The organism is Pseudomonas allii (assembly GCF_055380095.1).
Window position 1 is genome coordinate 500,516 of the sequence record NZ_AP039450.1, and the last position, 21,619, is coordinate 522,134.

Sequence of the window (21,619 nt, forward strand, 5' to 3'; positions counted from 1 at the left end):
ATGCTTCAACCCTTGCTTGCTGGTGAAAAGATCTTCGCGGTACTCGGCGCTGCCAGCGACGCCGAGCCGTTGAATGCGTGGCGAACGCTGGCCAGCGGAGCGCCGTTGCATCCCGTTTGGGCCAGTACGGCCTATGCGACCTGGGAGGAGGTGATGCCCTATGTAGGCATCGTCGATCCGGGCAGCGCGTTCCTGGAATGGGCCGCCGCCACTGACGCTACGGATTGGGGCTGGCTGGCCGTATCGTCCAGCCCGTTGGACGTGGTGGTCGCACACTTGCAAAGCCTGACCAAGGTGTATCTGGCCGATGGGCAGGAGGTGTTCTTGCGCTTTTGGGATGGGGCGCAGTTTCTGCCGATCCTTCAACAACGGGGTGAAGAAATATTGCCGGTATTCCAACGATACCTGATCAATGGCCAGCCACTGTCGGGGGCATCTGGCCCGGTCACTGCCGCCAAAGCCAGCCCATGGTGGCGAGTGCCGGCACCTTTGTTGGAGCACTTGGCGGAGCAATCGCCGCAAACCCTGGTCGGTAACCTGTTGCAATGGCTCGAAGAGCAGCGCCCCGACCTCTACACGGCTTTTGCGCCGACGACCTTGCAGCACAAGGTCGCCTACTTTGCGCGTCGGTCGCATATCAGTCATGAGGCGCTGGCTGATTACCTGGCCTCAGAGCTGAGTTGAACCCAGCGCCTGCTGCAGATCTTCGATCAGGTCTTCAATGGCCTCGATGCCCACCGACAGGCGAATCATCTCCGGCTTCACCCCGGCCTTGGCTTGTTCCTGTTGGTTCATCTGCCGATGGGTGGTGGAGGCGGGGTGGCAGGCCAGGGACTTGGCATCGCCGATGTTCACCAGGCGCTTGAAGATGTGCAGTGCGTCGTAGAAGCGCACGCCGGCCTCATAGCCGCCCTTCAAGCCAAACGAAAGGATTGCTGACGGTTTGCCTTGCAAGTACTTCTGCGCCAATTCGTGGTGCGGGTGGTCCGGCAGGCCTGCGTAGCTGACCCACTCTACCTCGGCATGGCCTTGCAGGAACTGCGCGACTTTCAAGGCGTTTTCCGTGTGGCGTTCCATGCGCAGGGCCAGGGTTTCCAGGCCTTGCAGCAGCAGGAAGGCGTTCATCGGGGCCAATGCCGCGCCCGTGTTGCGCAGTGGCACGGTGCGAGCGCGGGCGATGAAGGCGGCGGGGCCGAATTTTTCGGTGTAGACCACGCCGTGATAGGCGGGCTCGGGGTTGTTGAGCCCGGGGAATTTCTGCGGGTAGTCGGTCCAGGGGAAGTTGCCGCTGTCGACGATCACGCCGCCCAGGGAGTTGCCGTGGCCGCCGATGTATTTGGTCACCGAGTGCACCACGATATCGGCACCGAACTGGATCGGTTTGCACAGGATTGGCGTGGCCACGGTGTTATCCACCACCAGCGGTACGCCGCGCGCGTGGGCGACCTTGGCCAGGGCTTCCAGGTCGACGATGTTGCCCGCCGGGTTGCCGATGCTTTCGCAGTAAACCAGCTTGGTGTTGTCGTCGATCAGCTCGGCGATGGCCTCGGCAGAGTCATCCCGGGCAAAGCGTACATCGACGCCGAAGCTGGGCAGCAAGTGTGCAAACAAGGTGTAGGTGCCGCCGTAAAGCTGCGGGGTAGTGACTATATTGTCCCCGGCGCGGGTAAGCGTCTGGATCGCATAGTGGATCGCCGCGCTGCCGGCCGACACCGCCAGGCCTGCGATACCGCCTTCGAGCGCGGCGATGCGCTGCTCCAGCACGTCATTGGTGGGGTTCATGATGCGTGTGTAGATATTGCCGGGCACGTCCAGGTTGAACAGGTCGGCGCCGTGCTGGGCGTTGTCGAATTCGAAGGCGACATTCTGGTAGATCGGCACGGCCACGGCTTTGGTAGTCGGGTCTGAGGAGAAGCCGTGGTGCAGTGCGATAGTGGCGTCTTTCATGATGGTGATGGACCTCCCTGGAGTGTGGATCGCCACAATAAGTCCCAGTCATCGTTGAGATTTAGACTTTTTTCCAGTGATTGCCTGTCTTTTCGATATAAGCACCGCCCGGCACGTTGCCCTGCACCAACGCTCGCGTAAAAGGTAAACTTCGCCCCCTGCGCAGGAGCAACCATGAATTATCGTCACGCCTTTCACGCCGGCAACCATGCCGATGTCTTCAAACACCTGACCTTGACCCGCCTCATCGCTCTGATGTCGCGCAAGGAGCAGCCGTTCGCCTACCTCGACACCCATGCCGGGATCGGTCTGTACGACCTGCAGGGCGACCAGGCCAACCGCACCGGTGAGTACCTGGAAGGCATCGCTCGCCTGTGGGGCGAAAGCGACCTGCCACCGTTGACCGCCGATTACATGCGCGTGCTGCATGAGATGAACCCGGATGGCGAGTTGCGTTACTACCCCGGTTCGCCGGAACTGGCGCGGCGCCTGACGCGCCCTCAGGACCGCGTGCTGCTCAATGAGAAGCACCCGGAAGACGGTGTATTGCTCAAGGACAACATGAAGGGTGACCGCCGCGTCAAAGTGCACCTGGGCGAGGGTTGGCACGTACCGCGTGCGCTGCTGCCGGTGCCGGAAAAACGCGCGCTGATGCTGATCGACCCGCCGTTCGAAAAGCTCGACGAGATGCAACGCTGCGCCGCCTCCCTCAAGGAAGCCGTGGGCCGTATGCGCCAGACCGTAGCAGCGATCTGGTACCCGGTGAAGGACCAGCGCCTGTTGCGCCGTTTCTACCAGGACCTGGCCGGCACCGGTGCGCCGAAGTTGCTGCGGGTGGAATTGCTGGTGCATCCGCTGGACACCCCCAACACCCTGACCGGCTCGGGCTTGGCCATCGCCAACCCGCCGTGGGGACTGGAAGAGGAGCTGCGTGAGCTGCTGCCGTGGCTGTCCAAGAAGCTTGGGCAGACCCAGGGCGGGTGGCAGATGGATTGGCTGATCGCTGAGTAACCACGCCTTGTGAATACCCCATGTGGGAGGGGGCTTGCCCCCGATAGCGATCTATCAGTTACAGATGTACTGACTGACACACCGCTATCGGGGGCAAGCCCCCTCCCACATTTGACCTGTGTCGACTTTAGATCGGGCAGGTCACGCCGGTGCCGCCGATCCCGCAATAGCCCTGCGGATTCTTCGCCAGGTACTGCTGGTGATACGCCTCGGCGAAGTACACCGTCGGTGCTTCTTCGATTTCCGTGGTGATCGCACCCAACCCCGCCTTGGTCAGTTCGCCTTGATAGGCTTCGGCACTGGCCTGCGCCGCCGCCAGTTGTTCCGGTGTGGTCGCATAGATCACCGAACGGTACTGGCTGCCGATGTCATTGCCCTGGCGCATGCCCTGGGTCGGGTTGTGCAGTTCCCAGAACATTTTCAACAAATCTTCGTATTTCACTTTGGCCTGGTCATACACCACCAGCACCACTTCGCTGTGGCCGGTCAGGCCCGAGCAGACTTCTTCATAGGTCGGGTTCGGCGTGTAGCCGCCGGCGTAACCGACCACGGTGCTGACCACGCCATCGCGCTGCCAGAACCGGCGCTCGGCACCCCAGAAGCAACCCAGGCCGAAGATTGCAAAGCCGACGTCATCGAGGAACGGGCCGAGCAGCGGGTTGCCGTTGACGAAGTGCGTCTCTGGCAGCGCCATCGGGGTTTCACGGCCAGGCAGAGCTTGTTCTTGAGTAGGCAGCACGTTTTTGTTCACCAGAATTTCCGAGCGCAAGACCATGATCAGTCCTCTCGTCAGGTTGAGTTAGCAATAAAGATTGAGACCGCCAGTGTGCCCGAGTGTTACAGCGCTGTCAGGCGATTGGGCCGCGCGGGTAGCGTTTCAGCATCGCCAGCAGCTCGGCGCCGGGGATCGGCCGGTCGAACAGGTAGCCTTGGCCCACATCGCAACGGTGCCGGCGCAGGAACGCCAGTTGCTCGGCGGTTTCGATGCCTTCGGCCACCACCTTGAGCTTGAGGTTGTGGGCCATGGCGATCACGGCGGAGGTGATTTCCATGTCGTCCTGGTTGTCCGGGATCTCGTGGATGAAGCTGCGGTCGATCTTGATGATGTCGATGGGGAATTTTTTCAAGTAACTCAGCGACGAGTAACCGGTGCCGAAGTCGTCCATGGCCAGGGTCAGGCCGAAGCTCTTCAGTTGATCAAGCTGCAGGCGCGTGTCTTCGGTGGCTTCCAGTAGCAGGCCTTCGGTCAGTTCCAGCTCCAGCAGGTTGGCCGGCAGTTTTTCTTCCTTGAGGATCGTGGCGATCGAGGCCACCAGGTCCGGGTCGGAAAACTGCTTGGGTGACAGGTTGATCGCCACCTGCAAGTTACCCATGCCAGCGGCGGTCAACTGTCGGCTCATGCGACAGGCCTGGCGCGCGATCCATTTGCCGATGGGAATGATCAGGCCGGTTTCTTCAGCCACGCTGATGAATTGGTCGGGGCGGATCATGCCCTTTTCCGGATGGTTCCAGCGCAGCAACGCTTCCATCCCGAGCAGACGGCCACTGCGCAAGCACAGCTTGGGCTGGTAGAACACGTCCAGTTCGTTCTGGGTGAGGGCGCGGCGCAGGTTGTTCTCGACGAACAGCTTGTAGCTGGCCTCGGCATTCAGTGCTTCGGTAAAGATCTGCACCTGGTGTTTGCCATTGGCCTTGGCCTTGTGCAGGGCCAGGCCGGCGTTGCGCATCAGGGTCTGCGGGTCGCGGCCATGCAGTGGCGCGCAGGCCAGGCCCACGGAGCCGGTGACGCTGATCAACTGGTTGTCGACGAACATCGGCTTGTCGAGGGTCGCGAGCAATTGGCTGGCCACCAACTGGCCACTTTCCAGGTCGGTGTCGTCGAGCAGCACCGCAAACTCGTTACTGGCAAAGCGCGCCAGGCTGCCACCGGTGCTCAGGCTGTTGCGCAGGCGCCGGGCCAGGCTGATCAGCAGCTTGTCACCGGTCTGGTGGCCGAGGCTGTCGTTGATGCGCTTGAAGTTGTCGATGTCCACCAGCAGCAGGCTGATCGGGCTGTCACTGTCACGGGCAAAGCGTTCATCGAGGTTGCGGATGAACGCCGGGCGGTTGCCCAGGTTGGTCAGGTTGTCTGTGTAGGCCAGGCGCTCGATGCGTTGCTGGGCCAGCTTGGTCTGGGTGATGTCTTCGTAGATGCCGATGTAGTGCGTCAACTCGCGGTTGTCGCCGTACACCTTGGAAATCGACAACTGGCCCCAGTAGGGTTCCAGGTTTTTGCGCCGGCTCTTGAATTCGCCTTGCCAGCTGTTGCTTTTGGCCAGGCTCGAGGGAGCGTCGAACAGCAATTCGCTGAGGTTCTCCAGCGCCGGCAATTGGGCCAGGCGGTGGCCGTGAACCTCTTCGGCGCTGTACTGGGTGATCGCAGTAAAGCTTGGGTTGACGTACTCCACCACGCCGTCGCAGTTGACCAGCAGAAAGGCGTTGGCGCTTTGTTCCACTGCACGCTGGAACAGGTGCAGGGCGCTGGTGGCGGTGCGGCGATTGTGGTTGTTGATCACCTGGGCGAACTGGTCGGCCAGCTCGCCGGCAAAGGCAATTTCATCGGCCTGCCAGGCGCGGGTGCTGGCGCTTTGCTCCAGGCACAGCACGCCCACCACATGGCCATCGACGCGAATGCTCGCGTCAAGCATCGCGTGGATGTCTTTGTCGCGCAGGCTGTCGGCCATTTCCCGGGTGCGTGGGTCGCGCAGTGCGTTGGTGGCGTCGATGGCGCGGCTGGAGTGCAAGGCTTCCAGGTAGTCCGGAAAACAGCTGGCGTCGATGGGTTCGGGCAGGTGATGCTGCTGGTCGGCGCGGTGGTAGGCAGAGATCGGCACCAGGCGCTGGCCTTCGAGGTTCCAAATGCTGGCGCAGTCGATCTGGTAGATATCGCAGGCGCTGCGGGTGATCAGCTCGGCGGCTTCCTGCAACGAATTGTGGGTGGTGTAGCGCTGGCGGGCCAGCAGCAGGATCAGTTCCTGCTGGGCGCGCACCCGCTCCAGATGTTGCAGCTGTTCCTGCTGGGCGCGTTGGTTGAGTTCCAGGGCGATCTGCAGGCGGCTGTTCTGGTTTTCCAGGTCTGCCGTGGGCACGGCAGTGGGGATTTCACTGAACAGGCCATCGACTACCATCAGGTAGCCGCGCAGCAGGTGACGATTGTGTTGTTTGTAGGCTTCGCCCATTTCCAGCAGGCTCAGCGGGCCGTCGCTGGTGTGCAGGGTATAGCGCACCAGGTAGTGCGGGCTCTGGTTCAGTTGCTGCTGGATGATGTCGTGCAGTTGATAGCGCGCCTGGGGCTCCATCAGGCTGGCGTACGGAGTGCCGATCAGCGCGCACAGCTCGACCGCCGGCAGGCCGAATTGGCGCTCGCAATTGGGGTCGAGGTAAAGGAGGGCCCAGCTTGCCTCATTAAGCCGCTCGAAACGCAGCATACCGAGGCGCGAAGGCACCGGTAACTGCGTCACTACCTCGGCCGCCATTCGGGCGACATCGGGTTGGCTTTTCATGGGGGAAACTCACTTGAAATAACGCGCACGGCGCCGGGCTCACGCCCTCTTTTCTGTTGCCTGCGGCAAGGTTGCATCATGCGGCGCGGGCTGACAAGAGAGGATGAAGGCTAAGTGCTATAAGGGGGTTATCGGCTGTGGAAGGGATTTCTGCAATCGAGGTGATGGAAGGTGTACAAACCTGTTTTGCGCGTCCAGCTTCCTGCCTGAAAACCGGCAAAAAAAGCCCCGCCAAGTGGCGGGGTTGAGGTACGAGCGTGGCGCTCGAAAATCGATGCAGCCAGGCCTCCTCGGTGAGGAGGAGGCCGTGGCGGCTTACAGCAGGATAGTGCGGATATCGTTCAGCACTTGGCCCAGACGCTGGGTGAAGCGCGCAGCAGCGGCGCCGTTGATCACACGGTGATCGTAGGACAGCGACAGCGGCAGCATCAGCTTCGGCTGGAACGCTTTACCGTCCCAAACCGGCTGGATAGTCGCCTTGGACACACCCAGGATCGCCACTTCCGGCGCGTTGACGATTGGCGTGAAGCCGGTACCGCCAATGTGACCGAGACTGGAGATGGTGAAGCATGCGCCCTGCATGTCGTCCGGGGTGAGCTTCTTGTCGCGGGCCTTGGCAGCCAGCGCGGCGGCTTCGGCAGCGAGTTGCAGCAGGCTCTTCTGGTCGACGTTCTTGATGACCGGTACCAGCAGGCCATCCGGGGTGTCCACCGCGAAACCGATGTGCACGTACTTCTTGCGGATGATCGCCTTGCCGCTTGGCGCCAGCGAACTGTTGAAGTCCGGCAGCTCCTTGAGCAGGTAGGCACAGGCCTTGAGCAGCAGTGGCAGCACGGTCAGTTTCACGCCGGCCTTCTCGGCCACGGCTTTCTGCGCAACGCGGAAAGCTTCCAGGTCGGTGATGTCGGCCTGGTCGAACTGCGTCACGTGCGGGATGTTCAACCAGCTGGCGTGCAGGCCGGCCGCGCCGATTTGCATCAGGCGGGTCATCGGCACTTCTTCGACTTCGCCGAAGCGGCTGAAGTCGACGGTGCGGATCGGCGGAATGCCCGAACCACCGGTAGCGCCGCCAGCAGCTGGCGCTTCCTTGGCTTTCTGCATCATGGCCTTGACGTAGACCTGCACGTCTTCCTTCAGCACGCGGCCGTGAGGGCCGGTGGCCGACACAGCGCTCAGCTCAACGCCGAACTCACGGGCCAACTGACGCACGGCAGGGCCGGCGTGAACCTTGGCACCGCTTGGCGCAGGTGCGGCAGCAGCAGGGGCTGGAGCGGCCTCGGCTTTTGCAGCAGGTGCAGGAGCGGCAGCGGCCGGAGCCGCTTCAGCCTTGGCAGCAGGAGCTGCGGCAGGTGCTGGAGCAGCAGCCGGCGCAGCGCCTTGTACTTTCAGCTTGAGGATGAAGTCACCGGTGCCGACTTCGTCTTCCAGCTTGACCGCGATGCTTTCCACTACGCCGGCAGCCGGCGAAGGGATTTCCATGGAGGCCTTGTCGGACTCCAGGGTGATCAGCGACTGGTCGGCTTCGACGGTGTCGCCGACCTTGACCAGCAGCTCGATGATCTTGGCCTTGCCCGACGAGCCGATGTCCGGGACATGAATGTCCTGGACGCTGGCGGCGGCAGGTGCAGCCGCCGGGGTCGGAGCAGCCTCGGCAGCAGGTTTTTCAGCGGCAGGCGCTGGTGCAGCAGCGGCAGGAGGAGCCGCCGCAGGGGCCGCATCAGCGGCACCTTCGATTTCCAGCTCCAGCAGTTCGTCGCCTTCTTTCAGGCGGTCGCCCAGCTTCACTTTCAGGCTCTTGACCACGCCAGCCTTGGGAGCAGGGATTTCCATGCTCGCCTTGTCCGACTCCAGGGTCAGGATGCTCTGGTCGGCTTCGACGGTGTCGCCGACCTTCACAAACAGCTCGATTACTTCACCTTCACCGCTGCCGATGTCAGGTACGCGAATGAGTTCGCTCACAAAAAATCTCCTCAGCAGTCCAGTGGGTTGCGTTTTTCCGGGTTGATCCCGAACTTGACGATAGCGTCAGCCACCACCTTCGGTTCGATCTCACCACGGTCAGCCAAGGCTTCCAGGGCTGCCAACACCACGAAGTGACGGTCAACTTCGAAGAAGTGACGCAGCTTCTTGCGGCTGTCACTGCGGCCGAAACCGTCGGTGCCCAGGACTTTGAATTCCTTGGACGGGACCCACTGGCGAATTTGTTCAGCAAACAGTTTCATGTAGTCGGTCGAAGCGATCACCGGGCCTTTACGGCCGGTCAGGCACTCTTCAACGAAGGTGCGCTGTGGCTTCTGGCCAGGGTGCAGGCGGTTGTGACGCTCTACGGCCAGGCCGTCGCGACGCAGTTCGTTGAAGCTGGTCACGCTCCACACATCGGCGCCAACGTTGAATTCGTCACGCAGGATCTTGGCCGCTTCACGCACTTCGCGCAGGATGGTGCCGGAGCCCATCAGCTGTACGTGGTGCGCCGCTTCCTTGGTGTCTTCTTCGAGCAGGTACATGCCCTTGATGATGCCTTCTTCCACGCCGGCCGGCATGGCTGGCTGCTGGTAGGACTCGTTCATCACGGTGATGTAGTAGAAAACGTCCTGCTGCTCTTCGGTCATCTTCTTCATGCCGTCCTGGATGATCACCGCCAGCTCGTAGCCGTAGGTTGGATCAAAGGTGCGGCAGTTCGGGATGGTGGCAGCCAGGATGTGGCTGTGACCGTCTTCGTGTTGCAGGCCTTCGCCGTTCAGCGTGGTCCGGCCGGCGGTGCCGCCGATCAGGAAGCCACGGGTACGGCTGTCGCCTGCTGCCCAAGCCAGGTCGCCGATACGCTGGAAGCCGAACATCGAGTAGAAGATGTAGAACGGCAGCATCGGCTGGTTGTGGCTGGAGTACGAAGTACCGGCGGCGATGAAGGAGCTCATGGCGCCCGCTTCGTTGATGCCTTCTTCGAGGATCTGGCCCTTCTTGTCTTCCTTGTAGAACATCACCTGGTCTTTATCGACTGGCTCGTAGAGCTGGCCGACGGAGGAGTAGATGCCCAACTGACGGAACATGCCTTCCATACCGAAGGTACGGGCTTCGTCCGGGATGATCGGGACGATGCGCGGGCCGATGTCCTTGTCCTTGACCAACTGCGCCAGGATCCGCACGAAGGCCATGGTGGTGGAGATTTCACGGTCGCCCGAACCGTCAAGGATAGCCTTGAGGGTGCTCAGGTCCGGCGTCGGTACGCTGAAGCTCTGCGCGCGGCGTTGTGGCACGAAACCACCCAGTGCGGCGCGGCGCTCGGCCAGGTAGCGGGCTTCGGCGCTGTTCGGCTCCGGCTTGAAGAACGGCAGGTTTTCCAGCTCTTCATCCTTGACCGGGATGTCGAAGCGATCACGGAACAACTTCAGGCTGTCGACATCGACTTTCTTGGTGTTGTGCGCAGTGTTCTTCGCTTCGCCGGCACCGGTGCCATAACCCTTGATGGTCTTGGCCAGGATGACGGTCGGTTGTTCTTTGTGGTTGACCGCTTCGTGGTACGCCGCGTAGACCTTGTACGGGTCGTGGCCGCCACGGTTGAGTTTCCAGATTTCGTCGTCGGACAGGTCGGCAACCATCGCCTTGAGTTCAGGCGTGTTGAAGAAGTGTTCGCGGACGAACGCGCCGTCCTTGGCCTTGTAGTTCTGGTACTCGCCGTCGATGACTTCGTCCATGCGACGCTGCAGGATACCGTCGACGTCCTTGGCCAGCAGTGGGTCCCAGAAACGGCCCCAGATGACTTTGGTCACGTTCCACTGAGCACCGCGGAACACGCCTTCGAGTTCCTGGATGATCTTGCCGTTGCCGCGAACCGGGCCGTCGAGGCGCTGCAGGTTGCAGTTGATGACGAAGATCAGGTTGTCCAGCTTCTCGCGGCCGGCCAGGGAGATGGCGCCCAGGGATTCCGGCTCGTCGCACTCGCCGTCGCCCAGGAAGCACCAGACCTTCTGCTTGCCTTCAGGGATGAAGCCACGGGCTTCCAGGTACTTCATGAAGCGTGCCTGGTAGATCGCTTGAATTGGACCCAGGCCCATGGAAACGGTCGGGAACTGCCAGAACTCAGGCATCAGCCAAGGGTGCGGGTACGACGACAGGCCGTTACCGTCCACTTCCTGGCGGAAGTTGTTCATGTGTTCTTCGGTGATGCGGCCTTCCATGAACGCGCGGGCGTAGACGCCTGGCGAGGTGTGGCCCTGGAAGTAGATCAGGTCGCCGCCGTGTTCGTCGGTCGGGGCCTGGAAGAAGTAGTTGAAGCCGATGTCATACAGGGTTGCGCTGGAAGCGAAGCTGGAGATGTGACCGCCCAGGTCCGAATCTTTCAAGTTCGTGCGCATTACCATCGCCATGGCGTTCCAGCGTACCAGCGAGCGAATGCGGCGTTCCATGAACAGGTCGCCAGGCATGCGTGCTTCGTGGGTAACGGGGATGGTGTTGCGGTATGGCGTAGTGATGGCGTAAGGCAGTTGCGAGCCGCTGCGGGTCGCGAGTTCGCCCATACGGGTCATCAGGTAGTGAGCACGGTCTTCGCCTTCTTTGTCGAGAACCGATTCCAGGGCGTCCAGCCATTCCTGGGTTTCGACGGGATCGAGGTCTTGCATGGCTTGCTCCAGGGCGGAAAGGCTACCAGAATCGGTTGCCTGAAGTTTGCGACTGGCCTTGTGGGCAGACGACATAAATTCTTGGATGGCCGAAGGTTGCTTCGGCGTCCTGTAGTTTTACTACAAATCGTCGGCCATTTCAGCCTTTCGAATGTATATACGAGTAGTAAAACTACACAAGACTGAGCGTATGGCTCGGTCTGGCTGGTGAGCATAATCGTTATTGTTGATCTTTTGCGAACAAGAAAAGGTGAAAGTTTGATGTTGGCTGCCAAAATGAAATTAATTTCAGCTATTTCTAACCTTTGTTCGACAGTCCTTCATAGAGCGTGGTCCTTGCGTTCACAACACGTAGCCAATTACACGCCGATCAAGGATAGACCATGAGCCTTCCAACACTGGCCCAACTCCCGGCCATTCTCTTGCCAAAAGCCCAGCGGGCCGAGCAGTCATTTCGTGACGCAGTGGCCGCGCTGGACGACGATCATGGACTTTCTGCGTGGACGCCGCAACGGTGGGCCGACTTCGCCCGCGTGTGCGCCGCCAGTGATTTCGTCATTGAACAGAGTGTTCGTGACCCTTTGATGTTGCTCGAACTGGCCGCCTGGGGCGAATTGGACCGGGGTTTTGCGCCCGGCGAGCTGTGCGGGCAGATTGCTGGCGCCGTGCAACAAGTCGAAACAGAAGATGAACTCGGCCGTGTGCTGCGTCGCCAGCGCACGCGCCAGCAAGTGCGCATCATCTGGCGCGACCTCACCCGTCAGGCCGACCTGGTGCAAACCTGCCGCGACCTCTCCGACATGGCCGACGCCTGCATCGACCAGGCCTACCAGTGGCTGTACCAACGCCACTGCGTACAGTTCGGCACGCCCACCGGCCGACGCAGCGGCGAGCCGCAGCATATGGTCATCCTCGGCATGGGCAAGCTCGGTGCGGTGGAGCTGAACCTGTCGTCGGATATCGACCTGATCTTCGCCTACCCGGAGGGCGGCGAGACGGTCGGTGTGAAGCGCGCCCTGGATAACCAGGAGTTTTTTATCCGCCTTGGTCAAAAACTGATCAAGGCTCTTGACCCGATGACCGTCGACGGTTTTGTGTTCCGCGTCGACATGCGCCTGCGTCCCTATGGCTCAGCCGGTGCGCTGGTGCTTAGCTTCAATGCGCTGGAGCAGTACTACCAGGACCAGGGCCGCGACTGGGAACGCTATGCCATGATCAAGGCGCGGGTCGTGGCCGGTGACCAGGTGGCCGGTGCGCAATTGCTCGACATGCTGCGGCCGTTCGTCTACCGCCGCTACCTGGACTTCTCCGCCATCGAAGCGCTGCGCACCATGAAACAGCTGATCCAGCAGGAAGTGCGGCGCAAAGGCATGGCCGACAACATCAAGCTGGGCTCGGGCGGCATCCGCGAAGTGGAGTTCATCGCCCAGGCGTTCCAATTGATTCACGGTGGGCGCGACCTGAGCCTGCAACAGCGCCCGCTGCTCAAGGTGCTTGGCACCCTGGAAGGCCAGGGTTACCTGCCGCCGGCGGTGATTGCCGAATTGCGCAATGGCTACGAATTCCTGCGTTACACCGAGCACGCGATCCAGGCGATTGCCGACCGCCAGACACAAATGCTCCCGGACAGCCCCGAAGACCAGGCGCGCATTGCCTTTATGTTGGGGTTTGCCGACTGGGCCGCCTTCCACGAGCGCCTGATGTACTGGCGTGGCCGGGTGGACTGGCACTTCCGCCAAGTGATTGCCGATCCGGACGAAGAAGAGGGCGAAGAAAGCGAATTGGTCGTAGGCGGTGAGTGGTTGCCGCTGTGGGAAGAGTCCCAAGATGAAGAGGCTGCGTGCCGTCAGTTGGCCGAAGGTGGTTTTACCGACGCGGCCAAGGCCCTCAAGACGTTGGCAGGCCTGCGCAACAGCCCGCAATTGCGCGCCATGCAGCGTCTGGGGCGTGAGCGTCTGGATGCATTTATCCCGCGCCTGCTCGCCCAGGCTGTCGAGCATGCCAACCCGGACCTTGTGCTGGAGCGCGTGTTGCCGCTGGTGGAAGCCGTCGCCCGACGTTCCGCCTATCTGGTGCTGCTCACGGAAAACCCCGATGCTCTGCGCCGCCTGCTGACCCTGTGCGCCGCCAGCCCATGGATCGCCGAGCAGATCACCCGTTTCCCGTTGTTGCTCGACGAATTGCTCAACGAAGGCCGCCTGTTCAAGCCGCCGTTGGCGCCGGAACTGGCCGCCGAGTTGCGCGAGCGCCTCACGCGCATCCCCGAAGATGACCTTGAACAACAGATGGAAGCCCTGCGGCACTTCAAGCTGGCCCACCGCCTGCGCGTGGCCGCTTCGGAGATCGCCGGCAGCCTGCCGCTGATGAAAGTCAGCGACTACCTCACCTGGCTCGCCGAAGCCATCCTCGAGCAAGTGCTGGCCCTGGCCTGGCGCCAGACCGTGGCGCGCCACGGCTCGCCACAGCGGTTGGACGGCACCCTGTGCGATCCTGGGTTCATCATTGTCGGTTATGGGAAAGTCGGCGGCATCGAACTGGGGCATGGGTCGGACCTGGACCTGGTGTTTATCCACGATGGTGACCCCCAGGCCGAGACCGACGGTGCCAAGCCCATCGACGGTGCGCAGTTCTTCACGCGCCTGGGCCAGCGCATCATTCACTTGCTGACCACCCAGACCAACTCGGGCCAACTGTATGAAGTGGACATGCGCCTGCGACCTTCCGGCGCATCCGGTTTGCTGGTGAGTTCATTGGGCGCGTTTGAGCGCTATCAACAAAATGAAGCCTGGACCTGGGAGCATCAGGCCCTGATCCGGGCGCGGGTGCTGGTGGGCAGCCAGGATGTGGGCCAGGCGTTCGAACAGGTACGGGCTAACGTATTGGGGCAGGAACGGGACCTGGCGAAGCTGCGCCAGGAGGTCAGCGAGATGCGCGCCAAGATGCGTGACAACCTGGGCACCAAGGGCACGGCGGCCGGCACCGGCGCCAATGCCTTCGAAGCCACGGCGGTGTTCGACCTCAAGCAGGACGCCGGAGGTATCGTCGATATTGAATTTATGGTGCAATACGCGGCTTTGGCGTGGTCTGCGCAACATCCATCGTTGCTGCGCTACACCGACAATATCCGCATTCTGGAAGGTCTGGAGCAGGTGGGTTTGATGCCCTCCGCCGATGCCCATCTGCTGCGCGAGGTGTATAAGGCCTACCGATCCGCCGCGCACCGCCAGGCCTTGCAGAACGAGGCCGGTACGGTGGCCGGGGATCAGTTCGCCGACGAACGGCGCCAGGTGATGCGAATCTGGAAAGAACTGGGGTTAAGCTGAAACTCGATTAAATGTGGGAGCGGGCTTGCTCGCGAAAGCGCGGTGTCAGTCACTGAAAATATCGACTGATATACCGCTTTCGCGAGCAAGCCCGCTCCCACACACACAGCTAGTACCGGGCTAACCATGACCTACAGTAATTATCGAGGCGGGGAGGCATAAGCCTCCCCGCATCGTTTGTGGAAACTACATGAATATTCTGATCGTTGGGCCCAGTTGGGTCGGTGACATGGTGATGGCGCAGACACTGTTCCAGTGCCTGCGCGTGCGTTACCCGGACTGCCAGATCGACGTGCTCGCCCCCGAGTGGAGCCGGCCGATCCTTGAGCGCATGCCCGAGGTGCGCAAGGCCTTGAGCTTCCCGCTCGGCCACGGTGCCCTGGAACTGGCGACCCGGCGTCGCATCGGTAAATCCCTGGCGGGTAAATACGACCAGGCGATCCTGCTGCCCAACTCGCTCAAGTCGGCGCTGGTGCCGTATTTTGCCGGCATCCCCAAGCGCACCGGCTGGCGTGGCGAGTTCCGCTATGTGCTGCTCAATGACGTGCGCACACTCGACAAAGCCCGCTATCCGCTGATGATCGAGCGCTTCATGGCCCTGGCGTATGAGCCGGGTGCCGAGTTGCCCAAACCGTATCCGCGCCCGAGCCTGCAAATCGATCCGGCGAGCCGCGACGCGGCCCTGGCCAAGTTCGGCCTGACCCTGGACCGCCCGGTATTGGCCTTGTGCCCCGGCGCCGAGTTCGGCGAGTCCAAGCGCTGGCCGTCGGAGCACTACGCCAAGGTCGCCGAGGCAAAGATCCGCGAAGGCTGGCAGGTGTGGCTGTTCGGTTCAAAGAAGGACCATCCGGTGGGTGAAGATATTCGCCAGCGCCTGATCCCCGGCCTGCGCGAAGAGGCGGTGAACCTCAGTGGCGACACGTCCCTGGCCGAGGCCATCGACCTGCTGTCCTGCGCCGATTCGGTGGTGTCCAACGACTCCGGCCTGATGCACGTAGCCGCTGCGCTGAACCGTCCGCTGGTGGCGGTGTATGGCTCCACCTCGCCGGGCTTCACGCCGCCCTTGGCCGATCAGGTCGAAGTGGTGCGCCTGGGCCTGGAGTGCAGCCCGTGTTTTGACCGCACCTGCCGCTTCGGCCACTACAACTGTATGCGCCAATTGCTGCCGCAGCCGGTGAACGAAGCCTTGCAGCGGTTGCAGGGCTCTGTGGTCGAGGTCCGATAGTTTGCGCGTACTGGTAATCAAGACCTCATCCCTGGGCGACGTGATCCACGCCTTGCCGGCGCTGACCGACGCGGCGCGGGCGATCCCCGGCATTCAATTCGATTGGGTAGTGGAAGAAGGCTTTGCCGAGATTCCCACCTGGCACCCGGCGGTCGACAAGGTGATCCCGGTGGCGATCCGCCGCTGGCGCAAAAATATCTGGCAAACCATCAAGAGTGGCGAGTGGCGGCGGTTCAAGCAGCAAGTCCAGTCGACCAAATACGATCTGGTGATCGATGCGCAGGGCCTGCTGAAAAGCGCCTGGCTGACCCGTTATGTGCGTGCGCCCGTCGCGGGTTTCGACAGAAACTCCGCCCGCGAGCCGATGGCGGCGCGTTTCTATTCCCGACGGCTCGCCGTAGCACGTGGGCAGCACGCGGTGGAGCGTCTGCGCCAGTTGTTCGCCGTGGCGCTCGGTTATGACTTGCCCAAGGGCCTGGGCGACTACGGCCTGAGCACTGAAAAACTCCTGGGCCTGCCGCCGAAAAAACCCTTTGTGCTGCTGCTGCACGGCACCACCTGGGACACCAAGCACTGGCCCGAAGCCTACTGGCGCGAGCTGGCCGAGCGCATGGGCCGCCTGGGCGTCGACGTGAAATTGCCCTGGGGCAACGCCGCCGAAAAAGCCCGTGCCGAACGCCTGGCCCAGGGCCTGCAAAACGCCGAGGTACTGCCCAAGCTGAACCTGGCCGGTGTGGCCCGTGTATTGGCCGGCGCCCGTGCCTGTGTAGCGGTGGACACTGGCCTCGGGCACCTGGCTGCTGCGTTGGACGTGCCGACCATCTCCCTGTTCGGACCGACCAACCCCGGCCTCACCGGCGCCTACGGCAAGGGCCAGATTCATTTGGCCAGCGACTTCCCCTGCGCGCCGTGCCTGCAAAAGCAATGTACCTATCAACCGACGGCCGACGACCTGCGTCGGTTCGACCTCAAGCGCGAGTCGCCCCTGTGCTTCACGCGCCTGAACCCTGAGCGTGTGGCGAGCCGACTGAGCACGTTGTTATTGGCTGAGGAGCTGCACTGATGCAACTGGCTTTTGTGCTGTACAAATATTTCCCCTTCGGTGGCCTGCAGCGCGACTTCATGCGCATCGCCCTGGAGTGCCAGCAGCGCGGCCATCAGATTCGCGTGTACACGCTGATCTGGGAAGGCGACATCCCGCCCGGCTTCGAGGTGCTGGTGGCACCGGTCAAGGCGTTCTTCAACCATCGGCGCAACGAAAAACTCAGCGCCTGGATGGCCGCCGACCTGGCCAAGCGCCCGGTGGACCGCCTGATCGGCTTCAACAAAATGCCCAACCTGGACGTGTACTACGCCGCCGACGGTTGCTTTGAAGACAAGGCGCAAAACCTGCGCCACTCGCTGTACCGCTATTTTGGCCGCTACAAGCATTTCGCCGAGTACGAGCGCGCGGTGTTCGCCAAGGACGCCAAGACCGAAGTCCTGATGATTTCCGAAGTGCAGCAGCCGCTGTTCATCAAGCATTACGACACGCCGGTGGAACGCTTTCACCTGCTGCCGCCGGGCATTGCCCAGGACCGTCGTGCGCCGCCGAATGCCGCCGAAATCCGCGAAGGTTTCCGCAAGGAATTCAACCTCGGCGACGACGAGCTGCTGTTGGTGCAGATTGGTTCGGGCTTCAAGACCAAGGGCGTCGACCGCAGCCTCAAGGCCGTGGCCGCGTTGCCGTCTGAACTGAAAAAACGTACGCGCCTGTTTGTAATCGGCCAGGACGACCCCAAGGTATTCCAACTGCAAAGCGCTACCTTGGGCTTGGGCGACAATGTGCAGTTTCTCAAGGGTCGCAGTGATATCCCGCGTTTCCTGCTGGGCGCCGACCTGTTGATCCACCCGGCGTACAACGAAAATACCGGCACCGTCTTGCTCGAAGCCCTGGTGGCCGGGCTGCCGGTACTGGTCTCGGCCGTGTGTGGGTATGCCCACTACATCGCCGAGGCCGACAGTGGCCTGGTACTGGATGAGCCGTTTGAACAAGCGCAGCTCAATCAATACCTGACGCATATGCTCACCGACACTGCACAGCGCGCGGCCTGGAGCCGCAATGGCCTGGCCTTCGCCGAGACGGCCGACCTTTACAGCATGCCGCAGCACGCTGCGGATGTGATTCTGGCGGAGCCAAAACGATGAAGTTGATTCTTGCCGAACCGTTCAAGACTTTATGGGCCGGGCTCGATGCCTTTGCCGAAGTCGAGAAACTGCAAGGTGAAGTATTCCGTGAACTGGCGGCGCGTCGCACCCTGCGTACCGAGGTGGATGGCCGTCCGTATTTCGTGAAGATCCACCGTGGCATCGGCTGGGGTGAAATCTTCAAGAACCTCATCACCGCCAAGCTGCCGGTACTCGGGGCGGGCCTTGAGTGGGCGGCGATTCATCGCCTGCAGGAGCTCGGCGTGCCGACCATGACCGGTGTGGCGTTCGGCGAAAAGGGCAGCAACCCGGCGGACCAGCACTCGTTCATCATCACCGAAGAGCTGGCGCCGACCCTCAGCCTCGAAGACGTCACGATCAACTGGGTCGCCGAACCGCCGGCACCCGCGTTGCGTCATGCCCTCACGGCCGAGCTGGCGCGCATGGTTGGCGATATGCACCGGGGTGGTGTGAACCACCGCGACTGCTACCTGTGCCATTTCCTGCTGGACACTGCCAAGCCCATCGATGCGAAGAACATCAAGCTGTCGGTGATCGACCTGCACCGTGCCCAATTGCGCGCGCACTTGCCGTTGCGCTGGCGCGACAAGGACCTGTCCGCGCTGTACTACTCGGCGCTGGATATCGGACTCACCCGTCGCGACAAACTGCGTTTCCTCAAGGGCTACTTCCGCCAGCCGCTGCGCCAGATCCTCGCAGAGCAATCAGCGTCCCTGAGCCTGATGCAGCGCAAGGCCGACAAGCTGTATGCGCGCAAGCTGCGTTATGGGGATGCGATCTGATGGCGGGTTGGAACCTGGAACCTGCGTACGCCAGCCTGGCGGATGATTTCGGCAGCCTCGAAGCGGTCTTCGCCCTGCAGGGTGAGCGCCTGACCCGCGATCCGCTGTCGGAAGTGATCCGCGTGGAGCGTGGCGGCGTCAACTATTACGTCAAGCGCTACATCGGTGCCGGCAAAGGGCTGCGGCGCTACCTGGGCAAGCCGCGGGTCAAGTCCGAATGGCAGAACCTCAAGCGTTTCGCCAAATGGGGCATTCCCACCGCCGATGTGGTTGCCTGGGGGCTGGAGCGAAAGGGCCTGGCCTATGATCGTGGGGCGATGATCACCCGCGAGCTGCCGAAGACCGAAGACCTCTCGGTATTGGCCGAGCGCAACGATGCGCGCCTGCGCGACCCCAAGTGGGTCAACGCGGTGAGCCGTCAGCTCGCCGAATACACACGTACCATGCACGATCATCGCTTTACCCATAACGACTTGAAGTGGCGCAACCTGTTGATCGATGACCAGCAGACCCTGTACCTGATCGACTGCCCCAACGGCGATTTCTGGCGCGGGTTCTGGCTCAAGTACCGCATCACCAAAGACCTGGCCTGCCTGGACAAGGTGGCCAAGTATCACCTGTCCGCCACCCAGCGCCTGCGTTTCTACATGCAATACCGTCAGCGCCGGCACCTGAGTGCAGCGGACAAACAGCGAATTCGCCACGTGGTGAAGTTTTTCGAGGGACGTGAATGAGTGATTTCCTGGCGGCTGAGGACCGGGCGCTGCTGGAGCGCAACGGTTTGGCGACGTTCGACGCCCTGTGGGCCAAACAACTGGATGCAGTGGATGAACCCAACACCAGTCGCGGCGGCTGGAGCAGCGTCTTTCGCCTGGAGCTCGATGGCCACGGTTATTACCTCAAGCGTCAGAGCAACTACCTGACGCGCAGCCTGCACCGTCCCTTTGGCGAGCCGAGTTTCTCCCGCGAGTTCCGCAATATCAGTCGTTACCGCAAGCTCGGCATCCCTGCCTTGCAGGCGGCTTTCTACGGCGAGCGCAAGGTGGGCGGCGAGCATCGCGCGATGCTGCTGACACGTGCCCTGGACGGCTGGAATGACTTGGATTCGCTGCTGGAGCAGTGGCCCCAACTGAGCGATGCCCAGCACCGCGCGATCCTGCGGGCCTGCGGTGAGCTTGCTCGTCTGTTACACAGCGTCGGCCAGGTACATGGCTGTTTTTATCCCAAACATATTTTTATGCAGGCCACCGGCGACGGTTATGCCGCGCAGTTGATCGACCTGGAGAAAACCCGCCCGCTGCTGTTCGGCTGGCGTGATCGGGTCAAGGACCTGGAGCCGTTGTTGCGACGCGCACCGCAGTGGTCGGACGAACAGGTACGCCAACTGTTGGCCGCCTATCTGGATCAACCGAAGGACAGCGCGCTGGTCGCCACCTGGCTGCAGAAACTGACCGCGCGCCGTAGTCACAAGGAAAACCGTTGATGCGCTTGTCCGAGCTGAAAACCGCCGGCCGTACCCCCGAGCTGCCCCTGACCCTCGAACTGGCCGATGCGGCCGGCCCGGGCCAGTTGCAACTGCTGAGCCTGTTGCGTGTGCTGCCGGGTGAGCGTTATGTGGGGGCGGCGGTCTGGCGTGGTCGTCCGGTACTGGCCAAATTGTTGGTGGGCAGCAAGGCGGCGCGGCACTTCCAGCGTGAACTCGGCGGCGTGCGCTTGCTCGCCGAGCAAGGCCTGACCACGCCGTTGCTGCTGGCCGATGGCTTGCAGGAAGGCGAGGGCGGCTGGTTGCTGTTCGAGTTTATCGAGGGCGCCGAAAGCCTGGCCGATGCCTGGCAGGCCGTCGAAGACCTGCCGCCGCTGGCTGACGAGCAAACCGCCGTGCTGGCCGAAGCGCTGGGTGCGATCGCTCAGATGCACACCAAGGGGCTGTGGCAGGAAGATCTGCACCTGGACAACCTGCTGCGCCAGGACGGCAAGCTGTACCTGATCGATGGCGCCGGGATCCGCGTCGAAGAGGCGGGCAAACCGCTGTCACGCAACCGCGTGCTGGAAAACCTCGGGGTGTTTTTCGCCCAGTTGCCGAAAAATCTCGAGCCGTTTACCGAAGAGCTGCTGGTGTACTACCTGCTGAGCAACGGCGAGCACGCCCTGCCGCTGGAAGCCTTGGAGAAACAGGTGCGCAAGGTCAGTGCCTGGCGCCTCAAGGACTTCCTGAGCAAGGTCGGCCGTGAATGCACGCTGTTCAGCGTGGTGCGCGGCGCCTTCGCCTTGCGTGCGATCCGGCGGGAAGAAGAACCGGCCATGCTGCCGGTACTGGAACAGGCCGATGCGTTGCTGGACCAGGGCCATTTGTACAAGACCGGCGGCGCCGCCAGCGTGGCCAAGGTCGAGGTGGCCGGTCGGCCGCTGGTGATCAAGCGCTACAACATCAAGGGCTTCGCCCACTGGCTCAAACGCTTCTGGCGTCCGAGCCGTGCCTGGCACTCCTGGCGCGAAGGCAACCGCCTGGCGTTCCTCGGCATCGCCACGCCCAAGCCGCTGGCGGTGCTGGAGAAGCGCTTCTTCTGGCTGCGCCGTCGCGCTTACCTGATCACCGAATACCTGCCCGGCCCGGACATCATCGAGCGCTTCGCACCGTACGTTGAAAACAGTGATGCGCCGGAAAACGAACTGTTGGCGCTGGATCACCTGTTCACCGAACTGATCCGCGAGCGCATCAGCCATGGCGATTTCAAGGGGCACAACCTGTTCTGGGACAAGGACCGCTGGTCGCTGATCGACCTGGACGCCATGTGCCAGCACAGCTCCGAGGCGAGCTTCGCCTCGGCGTATGCCAAGGACAGGGCGCGGTTTATGCGCAATTGGCCGCAGGACAGCGCGTTGTATCAATTGATTGATCAGCGGTTGCCCAAAGTGAGTCAGTCTGGTGGCCCCCTGTAGCAAAGCCGTAGGGCAATATGAATGT

15 protein-coding genes are annotated in these 21,619 nt (G+C 62.0%); 10 read left to right on the plus strand and 5 right to left on the minus strand.

What is annotated here, in order from left to right; translation table 11 throughout:
- Positions 1–684, plus strand: a complete 684-nt coding sequence (locus ACZ445_RS02245) for a DUF4123 domain-containing protein (protein WP_464707960.1) — start codon at positions 1–3, stop codon at positions 682–684.
- On the opposite strand, the gene ACZ445_RS02250 is transcribed toward ACZ445_RS02245, so the two are convergent.
- The gene (locus ACZ445_RS02250) at positions 670–1,947 is read right to left on the minus strand and encodes an O-acetylhomoserine aminocarboxypropyltransferase/cysteine synthase family protein (protein ID WP_464707961.1); all 1,278 of its coding nucleotides are present in this window, start codon (positions 1,945–1,947) and stop codon (positions 670–672) included. The two genes, ACZ445_RS02245 and ACZ445_RS02250, sit on opposite strands and share 15 nt — an antisense overlap.
- Before the next feature lie 174 nt (positions 1,948–2,121).
- Between ACZ445_RS02250 and ACZ445_RS02255 the strand changes: the two genes are divergently transcribed.
- On the plus strand, positions 2,122–2,958 hold the full coding sequence (locus ACZ445_RS02255; protein WP_058423516.1) for a 23S rRNA (adenine(2030)-N(6))-methyltransferase RlmJ: 837 nt from the start codon (positions 2,122–2,124) through the stop codon (positions 2,956–2,958).
- Positions 2,959–3,085: 127 nt separating this feature from the next.
- On the opposite strand, the gene msrA is transcribed toward ACZ445_RS02255, so the two are convergent.
- From msrA to aceE, 4 genes are all read right to left on the minus strand, one after another.
- Positions 3,086–3,733, minus strand: coding sequence for a peptide-methionine (S)-S-oxide reductase MsrA (gene msrA / locus ACZ445_RS02260; protein WP_058423515.1), 648 nt, complete (start codon positions 3,731–3,733; stop codon positions 3,086–3,088).
- A 73-nt stretch (positions 3,734–3,806) separates the two neighbouring features.
- A complete protein-coding gene (locus ACZ445_RS02265; RefSeq protein ID WP_464707962.1) occupies positions 3,807–6,500 on the minus strand; it encodes a putative bifunctional diguanylate cyclase/phosphodiesterase in 2,694 nt (897 codons plus the stop codon).
- A gap of 315 nt (positions 6,501–6,815) precedes the next feature.
- Positions 6,816–8,459, minus strand: coding sequence for a dihydrolipoyllysine-residue acetyltransferase (gene aceF / locus ACZ445_RS02270; protein WP_464707963.1), 1,644 nt, complete (start codon positions 8,457–8,459; stop codon positions 6,816–6,818).
- Between the two features lie 11 nt (positions 8,460–8,470).
- The gene (gene aceE / locus ACZ445_RS02275; RefSeq protein ID WP_179029565.1) at positions 8,471–11,116 is read right to left on the minus strand and encodes a pyruvate dehydrogenase (acetyl-transferring), homodimeric type; all 2,646 of its coding nucleotides are present in this window, start codon (positions 11,114–11,116) and stop codon (positions 8,471–8,473) included.
- Positions 11,117–11,499: 383 nt separating this feature from the next.
- Here aceE and glnE point away from each other — a divergent pair, with 383 nt between their 5' ends.
- From glnE to ACZ445_RS02315, 8 genes are all read left to right on the plus strand, one after another.
- Entirely contained in the window at positions 11,500–14,439 is a 2,940-nt protein-coding gene (glnE, locus tag ACZ445_RS02280) for a bifunctional [glutamate--ammonia ligase]-adenylyl-L-tyrosine phosphorylase/[glutamate--ammonia-ligase] adenylyltransferase (RefSeq protein ID WP_464707964.1), read from the plus strand.
- Positions 14,440–14,629: 190 nt separating this feature from the next.
- Positions 14,630–15,664, plus strand: coding sequence for a lipopolysaccharide heptosyltransferase II (gene waaF / locus ACZ445_RS02285; RefSeq protein WP_179029567.1), 1,035 nt, complete (start codon positions 14,630–14,632; stop codon positions 15,662–15,664).
- Between the two features lies 1 nt (position 15,665).
- Positions 15,666–16,727 (plus strand): lipopolysaccharide heptosyltransferase I, encoded by a 1,062-nt coding sequence (gene waaC / locus ACZ445_RS02290; RefSeq protein ID WP_179040646.1) that lies wholly within the window; start codon positions 15,666–15,668, stop codon positions 16,725–16,727.
- On the plus strand, positions 16,727–17,851 hold the full coding sequence (locus ACZ445_RS02295) for a glycosyltransferase family 4 protein (RefSeq protein ID WP_058423508.1): 1,125 nt from the start codon (positions 16,727–16,729) through the stop codon (positions 17,849–17,851). Before waaC ends, ACZ445_RS02295 begins: the two co-directional genes overlap by 1 nt.
- Positions 17,848–18,654, plus strand: coding sequence for a lipopolysaccharide core heptose(I) kinase RfaP (rfaP, locus tag ACZ445_RS02300; RefSeq protein ID WP_058423507.1), 807 nt, complete (start codon positions 17,848–17,850; stop codon positions 18,652–18,654). The genes ACZ445_RS02295 and rfaP overlap by 4 nt, the downstream gene beginning before the upstream one ends.
- The gene (locus ACZ445_RS02305) at positions 18,654–19,388 is read left to right on the plus strand and encodes a lipopolysaccharide kinase InaA family protein (protein ID WP_058423506.1); all 735 of its coding nucleotides are present in this window, start codon (positions 18,654–18,656) and stop codon (positions 19,386–19,388) included. The genes rfaP and ACZ445_RS02305 overlap by 1 nt, the downstream gene beginning before the upstream one ends.
- The gene (locus ACZ445_RS02310) at positions 19,385–20,137 is read left to right on the plus strand and encodes a lipopolysaccharide kinase InaA family protein (RefSeq protein WP_058423505.1); all 753 of its coding nucleotides are present in this window, start codon (positions 19,385–19,387) and stop codon (positions 20,135–20,137) included. Before ACZ445_RS02305 ends, ACZ445_RS02310 begins: the two co-directional genes overlap by 4 nt.
- On the plus strand, positions 20,137–21,594 hold the full coding sequence (locus ACZ445_RS02315) for a lipopolysaccharide kinase InaA family protein (protein WP_464707965.1): 1,458 nt from the start codon (positions 20,137–20,139) through the stop codon (positions 21,592–21,594). The genes ACZ445_RS02310 and ACZ445_RS02315 overlap by 1 nt, the downstream gene beginning before the upstream one ends.
- Positions 21,595–21,619 lie beyond the last annotated feature (25 nt).

Coding starts and splice junctions, on each gene's coding strand:
- ACZ445_RS02245 (WP_464707960.1), top strand. CDS start 1: ATGCTTCAACCCTTGCTTGCTGGTGAAAAGATCTTCGCGGTACTCGGC.
- ACZ445_RS02250 (WP_464707961.1), bottom strand. CDS start 1,947: ATGAAAGACGCCACTATCGCACTGCACCACGGCTTCTCCTCAGACCCG.
- ACZ445_RS02255 (WP_058423516.1), top strand. CDS start 2,122: ATGAATTATCGTCACGCCTTTCACGCCGGCAACCATGCCGATGTCTTC.
- msrA (WP_058423515.1), bottom strand. CDS start 3,733: ATGGTCTTGCGCTCGGAAATTCTGGTGAACAAAAACGTGCTGCCTACT.
- ACZ445_RS02265 (WP_464707962.1), bottom strand. CDS start 6,500: ATGAAAAGCCAACCCGATGTCGCCCGAATGGCGGCCGAGGTAGTGACG.
- aceE (WP_179029565.1), bottom strand. CDS start 11,116: ATGCAAGACCTCGATCCCGTCGAAACCCAGGAATGGCTGGACGCCCTG.
- glnE (WP_464707964.1), top strand. CDS start 11,500: ATGAGCCTTCCAACACTGGCCCAACTCCCGGCCATTCTCTTGCCAAAA.
- waaF (WP_179029567.1), top strand. CDS start 14,630: ATGAATATTCTGATCGTTGGGCCCAGTTGGGTCGGTGACATGGTGATG.
- ACZ445_RS02295 (WP_058423508.1), top strand. CDS start 16,727: ATGCAACTGGCTTTTGTGCTGTACAAATATTTCCCCTTCGGTGGCCTG.
- rfaP (WP_058423507.1), top strand. CDS start 17,848: ATGAAGTTGATTCTTGCCGAACCGTTCAAGACTTTATGGGCCGGGCTC.
- ACZ445_RS02305 (WP_058423506.1), top strand. CDS start 18,654: ATGGCGGGTTGGAACCTGGAACCTGCGTACGCCAGCCTGGCGGATGAT.
- ACZ445_RS02310 (WP_058423505.1), top strand. CDS start 19,385: ATGAGTGATTTCCTGGCGGCTGAGGACCGGGCGCTGCTGGAGCGCAAC.
- ACZ445_RS02315 (WP_464707965.1), top strand. CDS start 20,137: ATGCGCTTGTCCGAGCTGAAAACCGCCGGCCGTACCCCCGAGCTGCCC.